This is a genomic window from Shewanella sp. Arc9-LZ (assembly GCF_010092445.1).
Lineage (GTDB): Bacteria > Pseudomonadota > Gammaproteobacteria > Enterobacterales > Shewanellaceae > Shewanella.
The window spans coordinates 2589719-2606326 of the sequence record NZ_CP048031.1 but is presented as its reverse complement, the minus strand read 5'-3'; the positions used below and the strand labels follow the sequence as shown (position 1 = coordinate 2606326).

The 16608-nt window shown below is 39.4% G+C and carries 13 protein-coding genes; 6 read left to right on the top strand and 7 right to left on the bottom strand.

What is annotated here, in order from left to right; translation table 11 throughout:
* Positions 1 to 247: 247 nt before the first annotated feature.
* The 7 genes from GUY17_RS11175 to GUY17_RS11145 form a co-directional block, all read right to left on the bottom strand.
* Positions 248 to 1108, bottom strand: a complete 861-nt coding sequence (locus GUY17_RS11175; RefSeq protein ID WP_162023207.1) for a DMT family transporter — start codon at positions 1106 to 1108, stop codon at positions 248 to 250.
* Positions 1109 to 1284: 176 nt separating this feature from the next.
* The gene (locus GUY17_RS11170) at positions 1285 to 2385 is read right to left on the bottom strand and encodes an alkene reductase (RefSeq protein WP_162023206.1); all 1101 of its coding nucleotides are present in this window, start codon (positions 2383 to 2385) and stop codon (positions 1285 to 1287) included.
* A 13-nt stretch (positions 2386 to 2398) separates the two neighbouring features.
* Positions 2399 to 2785, bottom strand: coding sequence for a lactoylglutathione lyase (gloA, locus tag GUY17_RS11165; RefSeq protein WP_162023205.1), 387 nt, complete (start codon positions 2783 to 2785; stop codon positions 2399 to 2401).
* An 830-nt stretch (positions 2786 to 3615) separates the two neighbouring features.
* Entirely contained in the window at positions 3616 to 4446 is an 831-nt protein-coding gene (locus GUY17_RS11160; protein WP_162023204.1) for an EAL domain-containing protein, read from the bottom strand.
* A 493-nt stretch (positions 4447 to 4939) separates the two neighbouring features.
* On the bottom strand, positions 4940 to 5647 hold the full coding sequence (locus GUY17_RS11155) for an SDR family oxidoreductase (protein ID WP_162023203.1): 708 nt from the start codon (positions 5645 to 5647) through the stop codon (positions 4940 to 4942).
* Between the two features lie 337 nt (positions 5648 to 5984).
* On the bottom strand, positions 5985 to 6437 hold the full coding sequence (locus GUY17_RS11150; protein ID WP_162023202.1) for a DUF302 domain-containing protein: 453 nt from the start codon (positions 6435 to 6437) through the stop codon (positions 5985 to 5987).
* A gap of 173 nt (positions 6438 to 6610) precedes the next feature.
* On the bottom strand, positions 6611 to 6934 hold the full coding sequence (locus GUY17_RS11145) for a heavy metal-binding domain-containing protein (RefSeq protein WP_101087111.1): 324 nt from the start codon (positions 6932 to 6934) through the stop codon (positions 6611 to 6613).
* A 611-nt stretch (positions 6935 to 7545) separates the two neighbouring features.
* Here GUY17_RS11145 and GUY17_RS11140 point away from each other — a divergent pair.
* From GUY17_RS11140 to GUY17_RS11115, 6 genes are all read left to right on the top strand, one after another.
* Positions 7546 to 8442: an LPD1 domain-containing protein gene (locus GUY17_RS11140; protein ID WP_162023201.1), complete on the top strand. Its 897-nt coding sequence runs from the start codon at positions 7546 to 7548 to the stop codon at positions 8440 to 8442.
* Positions 8443 to 8895: 453 nt separating this feature from the next.
* Positions 8896 to 9891, top strand: coding sequence for a response regulator (locus tag GUY17_RS11135; protein WP_242445142.1), 996 nt, complete (start codon positions 8896 to 8898; stop codon positions 9889 to 9891).
* A gap of 171 nt (positions 9892 to 10062) precedes the next feature.
* Complete coding sequence (locus GUY17_RS11130) at positions 10063 to 12510, top strand: PAS domain-containing hybrid sensor histidine kinase/response regulator (RefSeq protein ID WP_162023200.1); 2448 nt, start codon at positions 10063 to 10065, stop codon at positions 12508 to 12510.
* A 102-nt stretch (positions 12511 to 12612) separates the two neighbouring features.
* Complete coding sequence (locus GUY17_RS11125; RefSeq protein ID WP_162023199.1) at positions 12613 to 14946, top strand: ATP-binding protein; 2334 nt, start codon at positions 12613 to 12615, stop codon at positions 14944 to 14946.
* A 197-nt stretch (positions 14947 to 15143) separates the two neighbouring features.
* A complete protein-coding gene (locus tag GUY17_RS11120; protein ID WP_254439812.1) occupies positions 15144 to 15953 on the top strand; it encodes a bifunctional diguanylate cyclase/phosphodiesterase in 810 nt (269 codons plus the stop codon).
* A gap of 278 nt (positions 15954 to 16231) precedes the next feature.
* A complete protein-coding gene (locus GUY17_RS11115) occupies positions 16232 to 16600 on the top strand; it encodes an Hpt domain-containing protein (RefSeq protein ID WP_162023198.1) in 369 nt (122 codons plus the stop codon).
* Positions 16601 to 16608 lie beyond the last annotated feature (8 nt).

Below are 16608 nucleotides of genomic sequence, written 5' to 3'. Positions count from 1 at the left end.
TGTCTATTACTCGTCATCATGACCTTTCAGTAGCGTTTATAGACTCATCTCAGTTTAATCTCGGTGATTGAGTTACACCTCAGTGTATAAGGCGTTGTGTCCCTCCCACCGTATGCATTTGCGTAGCGAATACAACGCCGTGGTTAATAAACAGAAAAATAGGTTATTACAACATTGATATACTCAGCGTTGTAGATGTTGCAGATGTTGTGATGTTATAGATGTTGTAAATAAGGCTTTTTACGCACTATTTTTTAGAATATTTGATGTAAATAAACAGTGACAATAAAATAACCCCGCCACCAATGAGCTTCTGCATTTCAACTACCTCATCAAGAAAGCTGATAGACAAAATTAATGTCCAAATGGGTTCTAAAATCATGATCAGCGAAGCGGTTTCAATTTTAACGCTAAATTGACCGACAGTTTGAAGTAAATAACGCACACTGGTTGCGATAACCGTTGATACCGCAAACCAAAATAGCACATGACCATTTATCTCAAAATGTTCAGGTGAAACCGCAGCCATAATCACGCAACCCACAATGCCCACCATGAATAATTGTACGCAGATGGATGTTAACGGTTTTATATTGGTCAAGACCCGCTTATTCAATACAAAATGCAATGACAGCAGTGCCGATGATAATAAGAAAAACCACTGGCTGTTATCAACTTCCCAGCCAGTTGTGATGGTCAATAACATAATGCCTATACAAGTAATAGGCAGCGATATCCAAAACATGCGGTTAGGTCTTACTTTGAATAATAGCCAAGAAATAAACGGGGCTATAATCATCGCCAGGCTCATGATAAAAGCACCTTCAGACAAAGTACTAGAGATGGTAATCGCGTGAACCCATACTTCAATCGAAGCTGCTAATACCATGCCAACGCCACAAAGCGCGGCAATTTGCTTAGGCCTGAGTGCATAAATCTGCTGATAACAAAAAGGCAATAAAATCAGACTCGCGATTAAGAAGCGAGCAGCAATAAACACCTCTCCAGGCATCTCTAAAATAACAAGTTTGGAGGCTATCCATCCCACAGCCGCAAGCATTGTGGCCAGTAATAAGGATATTTTGCCGCGCAACGCTTCTTGTTTCATCAAACCGTTTGTTCCAGCTGAGGGATGGGAAAAGGGGCAAGGCTCTTGGCAAGTCGCAATGATACGAGAAAACCAAAAAGTATGTCGTGATAAATAAATGATGTATACGTATAAAGCGATCCTACCTTACGTCAGAATCGCTCACATATTAACTCAACTAAACAGTGTGATTACTATTAGCTTGGGCTGTATTCGGGGTAATCAGTATACCCGCGTTCAGCACCACCAAATAATGTCTCTGGGTTGTGAGAGGCTAATGGATAGTTATGCTTAATACGGTTTACCAGATCAGGATTGGAGACAAATGGTCGGCCAAAACCAATCATATCCGCTACACCAGCATCAATGGCCTGAGATCCATTTTCGCCGTTGTAACGTCCCGCATAAATAAGCACACCTTTATAAACGTCGCGAACCGTATCTTTAAATACTGTTGGTGTCTCTGGGGCATCATCCCAATCAACTTCAGCCACATGGATGTAGACCACATTGAGGCTATTAAGTAATACAGCCGCGGCAATGTAGGTGTCTATCGGCGTTGCATCAACAGTACCATTTAGCGATGTGAATGGCGCAAGACGAACACCAACACGATCAGCGCCAATGGCTTGGGTCATTGCACCAACCACTTCACCCAGGAAGCGCAGGCGGTTTTCGATACTACCACCATATTCGTCGATACGATTATTCGCTTCAGAATCGATAAACTGGTTAATTAAATAACCGTTAGCAGCATGCAGTTCTACGCCATCAAAACCGGCTTCAATCGCATTTAACGCTGCTTGACGATATTCGCCAATCACATGTTCAATGTCAGCTTTAGACATTTCACGAGCCACAACCACGTCAACAAAACCAGGTTCGTCAGTACCATTATCCACAAACACTTTTACATTTTGGGCTTTTAGTGCAGAAGACGAAATAGGTTGTTGACCACCGATATTATCAGGGTGAGACACTCGACCAACGTGCCAAAGCTGAGCGAAGATAGTGCCATTTTGTGCATGAACCGCTTTGGTGACCTTCTGCCATCCGGCAATTTGTTCTGCAGAATAAATACCTGGCGTCCATGCGTAGCCTTGGCCCATGACCGATATTTGGGTGCCTTCTGTAATAATAAGACCCGCGGATGCTCGCTGAGCATAATATTCAGCCATCATCTCATTAGCCACATTACCCGGTTGGGTTGAGCGCGAGCGCGTCATTGGTGGCATAACAATACGATTTTTTAAAGAGAGTTTACCGAGCTGTATTGGTTGAAATAGTGCATTGTTCATTCTGTATTCCTCTTTACTTGCTAATTTGGATGAGCTCAATTTGGTATCCATCAGGATCGACGATAAAGGCGATGTGGGTTGAGCCACCTTTTACCGGTCCTGGTTTACGGGTGACGTTGCCACCGCGTGCTTTAATGTCATTACAGGCACTATAAATATCCTCTACACCCAGCGCAATATGACCAAAAGCATTACCATGGTCATACTCATTGGTGTCCCAGTTATAGGTTAATTCAATCGTGGTGCTGTCTGCTTGAGTGCCATAACCCACAAAAACTAAGGTGTAGCGATAGTCTTTGTTTTCGGTTCTTTCTAGCACTTTCATGCCTAGCACATGGGTATAAAACTCAATTGATTTTTCTAGGTCAATGACTCTCAACATAGTGTGTAAAAATTTCATAACTCTCTCTTTAAGCGACATCTTTTAAACGCATCAGCGAACGTGCCAATTCCCGAATAAACAAACGAATAAACAACCGAATAAACAACCGAATAAACAACCGAATAAACAACCGAATAAACAACCGAATAAACAATCGGATAAATTACACTATAAGGCGTGCGTGCGTGCGTATGAATGATGTTCGATAGACGTAATATACAGTGAACAAGGCTAAACAATAAATTATTAAAAGTTATCCTTTTAATAATAAAACGTTATCAATGGAGGGTTTAACAATTAACGTCCAAAATTTTTTGAACATAATTAACAAATTATTTGCAGGTTATCATGGTGACAATAAACATTATCATGCAAAGCAAACTGAAAGTTGACAATGTGCCCCTCAAATACAAATGAAAACGGTCTGTGATCTCTCTGATTTTTGCAAAAAAGAGGCACGCTTTATCGTCTAAATTTTAGCTTAGGCACAGATGTACGAACTGCTTTTTAACCATTAAACCATGGTGATAGTGCGTTTTTGTTGTTGCAAAGAGTATTACGCCTATAGCATAGGCGCATTAATGACGCAGTGTAGAAATATTTAGGCTCAATAAATATTGGGCAGCAGCATGAAAATAAGATTAACCATAGTTGCGATAATCTTTACCGCTATTTCGATGCCGGTCATGTCACAGACTGTTAACTAAGAAATACCACAAGCCATTCAACCTATGCACGAAACATCTAACCCTATTGCCTTTGAACACTTGCGCCATACTCGTGTGGAATACACTCAATGGCATAAATAATAATGTGCATTGAGGTAATGATGAGTCTCGACCTTAAGCTTATATACCCGCACCGTCATTTAAGCTCAGAGTAGGTTGCGTCTTAATCTGACTTTCGCTGCGGTATATCTCGTCAAAATCAACTAGCGGTAGGGATTCAAAACCAGGTTTAGCAAATAAATAACCCTGCATCAGCTCAATGCCACAATCGCGTAACCATTGCATTTCTTCTATTGTCTCTACGCCTTCAGCCAAAGAGGTAATGTTAAGTTCAGCAAACAAGTTTAAGCAGTTTTTAATAATAGCTTGTCGGGTTTTATCTTGGTCGATATTACGAACAAGCTTCATATCAAATTTGATAATGTTGGTTTGAAAATCAGCCAACAGTCCCAAACCGGCATAGCCAGAACCAAAATCGTCTAGTGCGGTGATAAATCCTGATTTCTTATAATATTCAACGATACTCTTAACAAATGCAGTATCACTAATGTTCTCATTTTCTGTAAATTCAAACATGATTCTGTTGGTTGGGAAGTTATACTCTTTAGCGGCTTCTAAGGTTGTTCTAATACAGCGCTCAGGTTTATAAATAGCATTTGGGAGAAAGTTAATGCTAAGCATTGAATCTAGCTTTAGTTTCGCCGCCAGTGCGATGGCTTTAACGCGGCAAAGTTGATCAAAGAGGTAACGATTATCATCATTGACTTGAGAAATGATCGAAAAGGCCGATTCATTCTGTAAACCACGTACCAATGCTTCATAGCCAAATATGCTATTGGTCTTACAGTTAATAATTGGCTGAAAAGCCATGGTGAAATCAAAATCAAGGCTGCTTTTATCAAAACATTTATTACAAGTAAATCTGTCATAAATTATTGGCTTTGTTTCCATTGTAGCAACCTCAATTAATATAACGCTCGCTTAAGCTATGCCGTAACGCAACTTAGGATTCTACCTTGTATGGTAATGACTAAAAACATTACCAATGCAGCGCGTTGCAAATCAACATTAAGTGTTTGTTGAGCTTAGCCGCTATGCGGCAGGAAAAGATAAAACTCATCTTAATTGTATCAATTTTAATTTGATTAACTGTCGACTTAATCGATGTTGCCACACTGTGTGGATTAACACTCAGACATCATAATAATATCAACGATAAAGACATTAAAACAACATCTTACCCATTTCAATTTTTAAGGCAAGCCACACACAAATATCATTACACATTATCGAGTATTTAATAGTATATCGGTCAATTTGTTGGCTAATTGCTTAATAAAAAAACATCATATTCACCATCTTTACGCACTAACAGTAGCCCAAATCTGACCAATGAATTACCAATAAAGCGGTCGGTAGTTTGTTGTACGGATTGATGCGCTGATTAGAACGGCAGTTGCTCACCGTTAACATCATAAAACTGACCGGTATTGTGAATCGATAAATTGTTGATCACTTTTATAATCCCAAGGGCGGAATCATTAACCTTTACCTTTGCAGAGCTGCCGCCCATATCCGTTTGCACCCAACCAGGATGAACCGATACCACCGCGACGTTATTATTAACCAGTTCAGTCGATAAATTCACCGTTAACATATTGGCTGCGGCTTTAGACATTCGGTAACCATACCAGTCGACACCTTGTGCTTGTGATAGTGATCCCTTAGAAGAAGAGATAATCGCTATTTTGCATAAACGATTTTTATTCAATAGTTTTAATAAACAGTGTGTTAAAAATAATGGCCCGAGCGCGTTCACTTTAAAACACATTTCAGCGTCAGCATAATCAATAGCATGAATACTGTGATTATCTCCATCTAAAAAGCCCGCATTATTAACGATTAAATCGAGACTAATATTTTGCTGACTGAGATTATTCGCTAAGCGCTGGATTGATTCAGAGCTCGTGATATCCATTGACTCAATCAATAATTTGTCAGCAAACTGAGCCTTCAACGACAAAAGCTCAGTCGCTGTTGCGCCATCTCTACAGGTTGCTATGACGCTGCAACCGTTGACAAGATATTGCTCTGTTAACGCTAAACCAATACCTCTATTCGCACCGGTGATTAATACCACTTCACTATTCATTAAAAACCTCTAAATCGATTGTTTTATATAACTTTTCTGGTAAATTCTTGTGTAAAATATAGATGTAAAATATTGATAAATATCATCTTGTAGTTGTGTCACTGCTGATGTGATTCGATATGTTTACTCTGTGTTGCGATAAGAATCGTCATTCGATAACACACAATGGCTGAGTGATCATCGTTATGCTTTGCTTATTCCTCGTATACTCGCTCCGAATTAATAAGCTGGTGGCTATAAATGATCACTCAATATATTCGTTCAATTTACTCGTTCAAAATGTTCGTTCAAAATGTTCGCGCCAATAGCCTTGCTCAAACGACTAGCTGCGAAATAACTACTTAGACGTTGCAGCAAGGCTTAATGTATTGAGGACACCAGAGATTTTATTAATAACCTTATCGCAGCCTGCAATACTATGACGCTGTTTAATGTACTGCGGATTGTTATACGACAGCCAAACCTTGTTATCAGCATCCTCGCTAATCAATACCTTTTGTGGCAAGTCAATCGCGACAAGTTGGTTACACTGCATTAATTGAGTACCGATGTTAGGGTTACCGAAAATAATCACTTCAGTTGGTCTCAGAGTTAAGTTCACACCGGCGGCATTTTTTTGATGATCAATCCTGGAAAAAACCGTAAAACCTTTGTCTTTTATGATCGACTCAAACCTATCTGCCGTTTCTTTGGCCGAATAATGGCTTTCAACAGTGATAAGGCTTTCTACCGCATAAGCATGAGCAGAAGCCAACAAGACGGCAACGGCTAAAGAAATATTTTTAATCATAAAATCACCTATTTGTTATGTTTGGTCATACTAGTTGTGTTTGGTCATATTAGTTATGTTTGATCAATAGAAGCATTTCGGCAATAAACTCGGCTAACATCAGGGATATAAAAATCGACTTAAGTATTTGTTGTACGCAAATACTATTAATACCCGTTTAGTTTCAGGCGTATTTATCTGCTTGGCCCTAATTTAACCGCAGTACCAAAAGCCATAATTTCAGACGAGCCATCCATAATGGCACTTGTCGTAAAGCGGATCCCCACAATCGCATCAGCCCCTTTTTGTGCCGCACTGGCAACTAAACGCTCAACTGCGACATCTCTGGCATCAGATAACATTTCGGTGTAACCGCGGATTTCGCCACCCACAATGCTTTTTAAGCCGGCCATAATGTCTCGACCAATATGTTTAGATTGAACCACATTACCGGTTACAACACCGACAATCTCGATAATGTCCCGACCAGGAATGGTTTCAGTCGTGGTATAAATCATAAATCCTCCATGAAAAATCAATCGTAAACCATCGTACTGCTAACACGCTTAAATAGGAATCCAATTAGTGATACTTAACTGACCCCCAATACTGTTGTTTACGCTTTAGGCGCATCCTGTAATAAAGGGAAGTAATGATGAGTCGTATTGAAGAGAAGCAATAAAGGGGCGTGATGAAGAGCCGTAATCAATAGCCGTAATGTAGATTCATAATACAGAATCGTAATCTAGACGATCCATAAAATGCTGGTGGACGTAATAGGTCACTTAGTGAGTATCGTAATAGACACTTAATGGCAGAGTAAAATACGCTCAGTGTTTTATAGGTCGCTTTTATGTAACCTGCGCAGACTTATTTTGAGTAAATATGCATTAAAGTGAGTGAAGGTTAAAAATTTACCGAGGGTAATACTTTTATTTTTGCATAATCACGAATAGTTATTCTAGTGGTGTGCTGGTGGCATTAGCCTACGTTAGCGGTGTTTTTTACTATCACTTTATTTTTATAGGGCGGTTTATGGCGTTAAACATGGCATAATTAGTCACTAGGTTCAGCATTCGTTTTTGTGTAAACATTTTTGGCAATAGCTTTAGTGACAATAGAGGTATGTTTGGCTTCACATCATTCATTATTAAATCATCAACGTCATTTTGAACGTATCGGGCCCGACTATCGTAATGGCGATTCGGTCAGTTTTCTCGACATTAAACACACTTTTGGTTTGCAGCATATCCGTGTTGGAAAATGGGTTAACCGTGAGGAGTCGGCACTTGCGGCTAATTTGATATTTGACTCACTAGCCGACTTAGCCAACATATTAGCAGTACCGCCAGAGTTGATTGGTTTACGCGGTAGCTTACGCTTTGCCTTTGGCCATGGCGGCCAAAAAGGTGTGCAAGCTCATTATGCACCAGCATACCGGGAACTGGCATTAGCCAAAAATGCCGGAGCAGGGTCGTTAGCTCATGAATTTTGGCATGCATTCGATCACTATATCGCTGATAAAATGTTTATTGACGACAGTATATTAGACCCGTATTTGTCGTCGCTTGTAATATCAGAGAAAACTACCACTACAACTCGGGCTAACTTAAGTCTTGCCAATTTATTTGCTTGTGCCAGCGACAATTGGCTGGCCGATAAATCCATAATCGCTCACCCGTTGAATAAGAAACTCTCTAACTTATTTAAAGTGACCTTGCTGAGTGCCAACGGCCAAGAGCCACACGATTATGTGCGTCGCTCCATCGCACTCGATAAACAGCAACGCTGCCATTACTTTGCTAAACCTACCGAAATGATGGCGCGCGCCTTTGAATCTTGCATTGAAATGTATTCACAGGATTATGCCAATATATCCAATCCGTACCTGGTTAACAGTACTATCAACTCGCCACTTGCTAAACATGGCGCTTATCCCGATGCAGAGCATTGCCGTGAAATATATCAAGCCATGATGGAATATTTTGAACCTTTAGGGCTAGCGTTTGATAAGCAGAATGGTTAACAGTAGGCACCATTCTCTATGGGGTAACGATGTAAGTTAGTAGCTTGTATGAGTTAGTTTGAGAATGGTGTCATTTCCAATGTTACAAACAAAGGCCGATTAATGCGGTCTTTGCTTTAATGTTTATCTATAGAAAATCAGTCTCGGCCAAGACTTGTTTTCACCTAGCTAACGTCATTTGCTAGCATTGTTGAGTATTCTGGGACAGATATTGCCATTTGTGTCCCTTATTTATCTCTTTTGCTTTGGTGGATAATGCCCGCTTTGCAATTTGATTTGCATAATGCAATTCAAATTGCGTCTCAACATGCAAACCAAATACCCATAGACTCTCCAATGTTGGTTGATGTTGGAAATTATTGCCTAATAACAATGTGTTAGATTGCCTCTGTATGAGTGGCGTACAAATTGCTGCTTCTTCGTTGTCGGTAGAGAGCAAAGAGGCAGTTCGTTATGAGTATTAAAATTGAATTACTTGAATTCATTCAATGTGTGCTCGCTAAAGAATTAGCCGAGCATGGGAAAACTATTCAACCTTGTTTAATCAATAAAACAGGCTATTACAGTGCGGTATATCAGTCCGATCCGACGTTAATGCATCAGCAATTGAGTGAACTGATAAAACAAGTGCTACAAGTCGCGGATGAAAAAATTGTGCTGATCGTTGCAGCTAAAAGTAAGCATTTAGAGCTTGCCATTTATGCTGATACAAACACCGACATTGCCGCTATCTGCACCACACCAGAGAAAGCCTTTTTTTCTCAGCCAGTGTCGATTCCTCATCAATTCATCGAATTACGGAGTGGATCGAACAAGATTAATGCTGTCTTAGCGCCGTATATTAAATTTTCGTTGGTTAATTTTACTCATTTGAAAATGAAGTCTGCGTTGAGTGTAGATTTAATTGACGAGGAGTCTAAAACCACCAATGATATTGATAATAACAATGACGTTATCAAGCTGACATTATGTAACATTGTCAATGCTCCAGATACCGATGTTAGCCCAACCTCAACTTTGTTTTGGCCATTTTATGATACGGATATTATTAACATGATTAACAAGCAAGCTTCACCAGAGCCATTATCTATACTCGTTGCCGACGACAGTATTCCTAGTCAAGTTGCTACCCAAGCAATGCTTGAAAAGCTCGGCTGTAAAGTGGTGTCGGCGAATGATGGCAATTCAGCGTTAGCGCTAGCACAGCAACAAACATTTGATTTAATTCTGCTCGATGAACGTATGCCAGGGTTGTATGGCAGCGATGTGGCACAAAGACTGGTTAACGATGACGCAATGAATCGGCTAACCCCTAAAGTGGCGTTAACCGGGCTCACTGAGCCCGATGAAATCCAGCACCTGTTCAGTAAAGGTATTACCCATTATTTAGAAAAACCAGTCACTAAATTGGCATTAGAAAAGTTTTTAGTTCAATGGCAGCTGCAATAAAAGCTTTGTTATATAAAATACATTCACTCTGATACGACAACGTAGGAATTGATTATCCATTGTCGTTAATAAGCCGTCTGTGCAGTCAGTTTATAGCGAAGATGTGTTGCCACCATATACCCAAGTAGTGTCATTCGAACGACTTAAGCTAACCAATAAAGGCGGCTAATCATGGCTGATGAATCCAGGGATGAACAACAAGTTCAAATTCAATATGCACTTGTTGAAAAACTCTCTCATGCACAAAAACGTCAAACTAAATTACTCGAACTTTTAGATGAATGCATTTTTGAATGTAATGACCAACTTGAATTAACGTATACCAATCCCGCATGGAAAAAGCGATTAGGTTATGATCGTGAGTCGTTAAATAAAATGAATTTGTGTTCGTTAATCAGTTCGTCAACGCAACTGGCATTACTTGAAGTGTGTCTACATAAATTAGCCTACAGCCGTAACAATGTCCCAACCATTATTGAAGTTCAACTTAAGTTATTAAACGGTCAGCATCACTGGTTTGAATTAAAGTTAGTGCAAGACGGTGACGGTGGTTACATCGGTTCGCTGTTTGAAATTCAGCAACATAAAGATATACAAGCACAACTACTTCATCAACAAAACTATGTTAAGCGTTTATCGTTAGTGGCCAGCCATACCAAAAATTTAGTGGTGATAACCAATCGCGAGGGATTCATTGAGTGGGTGAATAAAAGTTTTGAAGAAAGCACCGGTTATATCTTAAAAAATATTATGGGTAAAAAACCTGGTCATTTATTGCAAGGTAAAGACAGCAATCCTCAAACAATAACCTTAATGTCAGAGGCGTTACGCCAAGGTAAAAGCTTTCAAACCGACATTATTAATTACAATTGTCATGGCGAACCTTATTGGGTCAACATTAATACCAGTCCGGTGGTTGATAGCACTGGCAACATAAGCCACTTTATTGCGGTACAAACCGACATTAGCGAAAACAGGGCAGCGTTAAAAGTTTTACAAGAAGCTAAATATCAAGCAGAGCAATTATCCGAAGCTAAAAGTCGTTTTATGGCCAATATAAGCCATGAAATTCGTACACCACTGAACGCAGTGATTGGTTCTGCTGATATCCTGCTCGAAAGCGGCTTAACCCGTGAGCAAACACGCTTTACAGACATGATAAGAACCAGTAGTGATGCATTATTGAGTATCTTAGATGATGTCCTGACCTATTCTCGTTTTGAAGCCGGTAAAATAAATATTGTTAATGAACCTTTTAAGCTTGATCGTTGCCTTGAAGAAGCGATTGATATCGTATCTGGCCCAGCTTTAGAAAAAGGCTTATCAGTTATCTTAAATATTATGCCAACAGTGCCGCTAGCTATCATTGGTGATAAAGCCCGTATCAGGCAAATATTAATTAATTTATTGGCCAATGCCGTTAAGTTTACCCCCCAAGGGGAGGTCGTTGTATCGGTTAATTACATGAATAATGATGACCAACTCACCTTACAGATAACCGTTCAAGATACGGGGATTGGTATTGAGGCGGATAAAATTGAACAGATGTTCGAAGCGTTTATGCAATCAGACACCTCATCAACTCGTGTTTATGGTGGTAGTGGCTTAGGGCTGGCAATTTGTCGTCAGATTTGTGAAGCGATGGGCGGTGATATTTGTGTTGAATCGACTCTCGGGGTAGGTAGTCGTTTTATTGTTGAAATTCCGCTGAAGCTTGAGCCTAAAATTTGTGATTCAACCGCCAAAATTATTAATAATAATAAATATTCACATTGTTGGGTTGTCGGCCAAAATAACAGCTTAAATCCAGCCGTTTACAATATGTTGCAGCATTACAGTCTCACTTATAGTGCGTTTAACAACCCGACTGATTTACCCCAACAGCTGGCAGATAATGTCGATATTATTGTGTTAACAGAACCAAATCAATTGCAGTCTTGTCGTGATTATTTGCAAGCCATCAATAACCTTAAATCAACCAAAGTGTGTTTTCTTTCAATAGACTTACTCGGCCAAGAGAGTAGTTTTGTGTATAACAATCAAAACGAAATTCAGCTTAATGGCCCATTTAAATTATCACATTTGAGTTGGGCATTAGAGTTATTAGATGATCCTTTGGTTAACCTAGAGTTAACTCATTCATGCGAGAGTGGGTTTCCAGCATCACTGGCACTGCAGTTTACTGATAAGCATGTATTAATCGTTGAAGATAACATCAACAATCAGGCAGTGTTAAGTCAATTACTGGTTCAAGTGGGTTGTGAGGTTCATTGTGCTGAAAATGGCCAAGCAGCATTGAACTACTTAGCTGAACACAAAACCGACTTAATCCTTATGGATATTCAAATGCCTGTTATGGATGGCATTACCGCGACAGAAAAAATTCGTTCTGGTCGAGAGATATTCAGTCAAACACCGATTATAGCCGTGACGGCTAATGCTATTCATGGTGATAAAAAGCGTTTTATTCAAGCAGGAATGAATGATTATCTAGCAAAACCCATCAATCGAGACAGCTTGTATGAGTTACTCCAACGCTATTTGAATTCAACCAATAGTGTTAAGCGGAGTAAGTTAGATAAACTCCAATATACCTTAGATCAATTAAATGGCTTATAACGGTTGCCTCAATGATTTGTGCATATAAATCAACTCTATATAGCGATAGCACTGATAGTAATATAGAGTGTTATTGATGTTTGATAATTCTAGGGACCTAATATGGATCAACCACAGCCGACAATTGATGAAGCAAACAGGCTTAAGGCATTACTTGAGTTGAATTTGCTGGATACGTTTCCAGAAGAGCAGTTTGATCACATGACTCGTTTTGTCCAAGCCTACTTCAATGTATCAATTTGTTTGGTCAGTTTGGTTGATAAAAATAGACAATGGTTCAAATCTAAACAAGGCTTAGAAGCCTGCGAAACAGGTAGAGCAGAGTCCTTTTGTGGCCATGCTATTCATTCCAGTGATGTATTTGTTGTTGAAGATACCTTAGAAGACAAACGCTTTGCTGATAACCCCTTAGTTTTAGATGGCCCTAAAATTCGTTTTTATGCAGGATTTCCTTTGCAAACTGCTGGTGGTCATCGTATTGGCACCTTGTGCATTATCGACACTAAGCCAAGACAATTTAATTATAGCGACAAACAGCATCTGCAAGATTTTGGTAAAGTAATTGAAAGCCTGATCCGTCAACGCAGTGCAGAAATAGCAACCGACAAGCAAAGCTCATTTACCCAAAGGTTAATCAGCTTACTCACGAAACCATCGCCGCTATGGACCCGCAGAGCCGTGGCTTTTTCAATCAGTTTGATTGTACTGGCATCGAGCCTGTTCCTTGCCGTACAAACAGACAATCAACATGTAATTTCGCAAGCTGATATTATTGAACATTTAACTCCGGATGAGTCAACTAACGACTCTTGGTGGCATTATACGCTATACATTTTTGCTGGTGGCTGCCTGGCCATGCTGATGTATTTCTTGCTTCGATTACCGGCTAACTTACGTAAAATGTTACATATTTTATCAGTTAATCAAGTTAGGAATGAAAGACGTTTTCGTGATGCGATTGAAGCATTAGCTGATGGATTTATCATTTTTGATAATCAGCAAAAAGTGGCGGTGTATAATCAAAATTTTATTTCGCTTTATCCTGAACTGGCTGATATTGTTCACGAAGGCATCAGTTATCAAGAATTACGAAAAAACTCCACAGTACGCAGTTTAGTTAAACAACCTGATTTTCTAGATGTAGATGACCTACGTAAGCAGCAACCTGAGCGGATTATTGAGTTCAATGACGGCCGTTGGATTAAAATGGTTGAACGACCAATGCGAGATGGCGGTATTGTTGGGTTCCATACCGATATAACTGAGTTGAAACGCAAAGAACTACAACTCATCGAAGCGCGCCAAAAAGCAGAAACGGCTAACGTAGTTAAATCAAAATTTTTAGCCAATGTCAGTCACGAAGTCAGAACCCCATTAAATGGTATTATTGGCCTTTTGGATGTGTTGGTTGACGATGAAGAGCTTAATTCGCAGCAACAATTTTATTTAACCACAATGCAAGATTCATCTAATAGCCTACTGCAAATATTGAACGACATTTTAGATGTCAGCAAAATGGAAGCCGGTAAGTTAACCTTAGTCTCTGAACCCTTTAATTTAACGACCACACTGCAATCTGCCTGCAGCTTAATGAATACAAATGCTGAGGCGAGTGGTTTATCGCTTAGTTTATCATTACCTGAACAAGAGTTAAGTTTGCTCGGTGACCCAGGCCGCATACGCCAATTAGTGCTTAATTTATTATCAAATTCGATCAAATTCACCAAAGTGGGAAGTATAAACTTAACCGCAACATACGATGTGGTCTCTGATACTCAAGTGAGCGTGACCATTACCATTACCGACACCGGTATTGGTATTCCTGAAACGATGCTGAATCACATCTTAGAACCCTTCACTCAAGTCGATAATAGTGCAATAAAACACAGCTCAGGTACTGGGCTTGGCTTAGCAATCAGTAATAATTTAGTTAAGTTAATGCAAGGGACATTAACCATAAACAGCCAAGAACAAAGCGGTACCGAAATCATTATTGGTATACCGTTTACCCTAGCTAAACCGGTTGAATATAACTCAGCAACATTAATTAGTAATCTCAATCTTCGCGATAGAAATGTCAAAATATTGCTCGCCGATGATGACAATACTAATCAACTAGTGATGCAAGCGATGTGCGACAAACTGCAATGTAATATTGATATTGTTAATGATGGAATAGAGGCCGTTGAAGCGGCCAAAAAACTAAAGTACGACGTTATTTTAATGGATATATATATGCCAAGAATGGATGGCATTACCGCGTCTACACTCATTCGTGCAGACTCTTTATGCAAAAAAACGCCCATCATTGCTTTTACCGCCAATGCTATGGAAGGGGATAAAAAACGCTTTATGGATGCCGGTATGGACGATTATGTTTCAAAACCGATTAACAAAGTTCATTTCTTACAAACCCTGTCTAAATTCCTACAGTAGTCATCTGTTTGCTTTGTAATTTGAGTTGCATTTTGCAAACAGAATGGCAAGTTGCTATCTAAAATAACTTAACTAATTTCATTGCGGTTATTGCTTTATATATCAGTAATTTATCGATTGATTAATAATTGTTTTTTTGGCTCGACTCTTGCTGTCTATTAATTACCACATAAGTATTAATCGTTTTGGAGTCAGATATGTATCCCCAAAAACAAACTGTGATCAATGAAGATGCAAGTAACTCACACTGGAATGACCTTACCGACGTTATAGAGGAGGCATTAAAACAACATTGTTTCAGCATGGTGTATCAACCGCTTATTTCAGTGCAAACAGGTCGAATTGTCGGCTTTGAATCATTGGTTCGATGTGACTCGCCAACGTTTGGGGTTATTTCACCCAGTGACTTTATCCCTTGTGCTGAGCAAAGTGGACAAATCTTAGAGCTAGGGAGTTGGATATTTCAACAAGCATTGCTAGATTTAAAGCGCATGCGTAACCAGGGCATGCAAAACATTTGTTTATCGTTGAATGTATCCCCAGTTCAGTTGCTGCATACTAATGTTTATGAACAACTCATGTCTCTTATTATCGAACTCCAAATCCCGCCGTCTGCCGTTAAATTAGAATTAACCGAAACCGCACTCATTCACGATCCCCAAACCATTTGTAAAGTGTTTAATGCCTTTAAACAAGAAGATGTACAAGTGTGGCTGGACGATTTTGGTACTGGGTTCGCCTCATTAAGTTTATTGCGAAAATTCAATATTGACGGCCTAAAAATAGATCGCAGCTTTGTCAGTGGCATTGCAGACAATAATGAAGATTTCACTTTATGCAGCGCCGTTATCGCCATGGCGCAACGACTTGGATTACATATTGTCGCAGAAGGCGTCGAGACAGAAAGCCAGCTGCAAATATTAAGTCAGCTTGGGTGCGATGTCGTCCAAGGTTACTTATTAGGTAAACCACAAACATTAGAAAAGAACCTTAGCCTATGGAGTTAACACATTTTGTTTATCGTTTATGACCAAACTATTTTTGTAGATACTGAAGCTGCATATTGATTTGCAAAATGCGAATCAATATGCGACTGTAAATTAAGTAGCCTTTGTTTATAATATGAGGTTAATTAATTCACTGAATAATAACGGTAAAATTGTTTCCTTTATCTTGGCGTAACTCTTGCGTTTACCCTATAAGACAAGCCAAAACGCGACTTTAATGCTTTTTGCTCATTATGCTTATAACGCAGTGGTTATATTAAACCACCATGAGGTGAACAATGTTAGAACCCACAGCAATAACAGCATGCCCAATCATGCAGCGAAGTACCTTAGACAATTTATTGTCCGATTTAGGTTTTGAAACTTATCAACATTTGCTTAATTTATTTGAACAAGAATTAATTCAATTGCATTTAAATCTGCAAACGGCAGTAGAGCAACAACAATACCAAGAGATTAATAACGTGACGCACATCCTGAAGAACACTGCTGCATTATATGGAGCAGAACGTTTATCGAAAAGTGCCTGTCTGGTATATCAAATAGAAATTGGCCAAGCGTTTATCCCACAAACTCAGCAGTTAATAGCTATTTTAGTTGAAACACTCAATGTATTTAACGTGCATATTCACTCGTTAGTCGAGTAGGGAAGGTC

Bases quoted from the DNA above. Each gene is read 5' to 3' on its own strand.
- GUY17_RS11175 (WP_162023207.1), bottom strand. From the start codon at position 1,108: ATGAAACAAGAAGCGTTGCGCGGCAAAATATCCTTATTACTGGCCACA.
- GUY17_RS11170 (WP_162023206.1), bottom strand. From the start codon at position 2,385: ATGAACAATGCACTATTTCAACCAATACAGCTCGGTAAACTCTCTTTA.
- gloA (WP_162023205.1), bottom strand. From the start codon at position 2,785: ATGAAATTTTTACACACTATGTTGAGAGTCATTGACCTAGAAAAATCA.
- GUY17_RS11160 (WP_162023204.1), bottom strand. From the start codon at position 4,446: ATGGAAACAAAGCCAATAATTTATGACAGATTTACTTGTAATAAATGT.
- GUY17_RS11155 (WP_162023203.1), bottom strand. From the start codon at position 5,647: ATGAATAGTGAAGTGGTATTAATCACCGGTGCGAATAGAGGTATTGGT.
- GUY17_RS11150 (WP_162023202.1), bottom strand. From the start codon at position 6,437: ATGATTAAAAATATTTCTTTAGCCGTTGCCGTCTTGTTGGCTTCTGCT.
- GUY17_RS11145 (WP_101087111.1), bottom strand. From the start codon at position 6,934: ATGATTTATACCACGACTGAAACCATTCCTGGTCGGGACATTATCGAG.
- GUY17_RS11135 (WP_242445142.1), top strand. From the start codon at position 8,896: ATGAGTATTAAAATTGAATTACTTGAATTCATTCAATGTGTGCTCGCT.
- GUY17_RS11130 (WP_162023200.1), top strand. From the start codon at position 10,063: ATGGCTGATGAATCCAGGGATGAACAACAAGTTCAAATTCAATATGCA.
- GUY17_RS11125 (WP_162023199.1), top strand. From the start codon at position 12,613: ATGGATCAACCACAGCCGACAATTGATGAAGCAAACAGGCTTAAGGCA.
- GUY17_RS11120 (WP_254439812.1), top strand. From the start codon at position 15,144: ATGTATCCCCAAAAACAAACTGTGATCAATGAAGATGCAAGTAACTCA.
- GUY17_RS11115 (WP_162023198.1), top strand. From the start codon at position 16,232: ATGTTAGAACCCACAGCAATAACAGCATGCCCAATCATGCAGCGAAGT.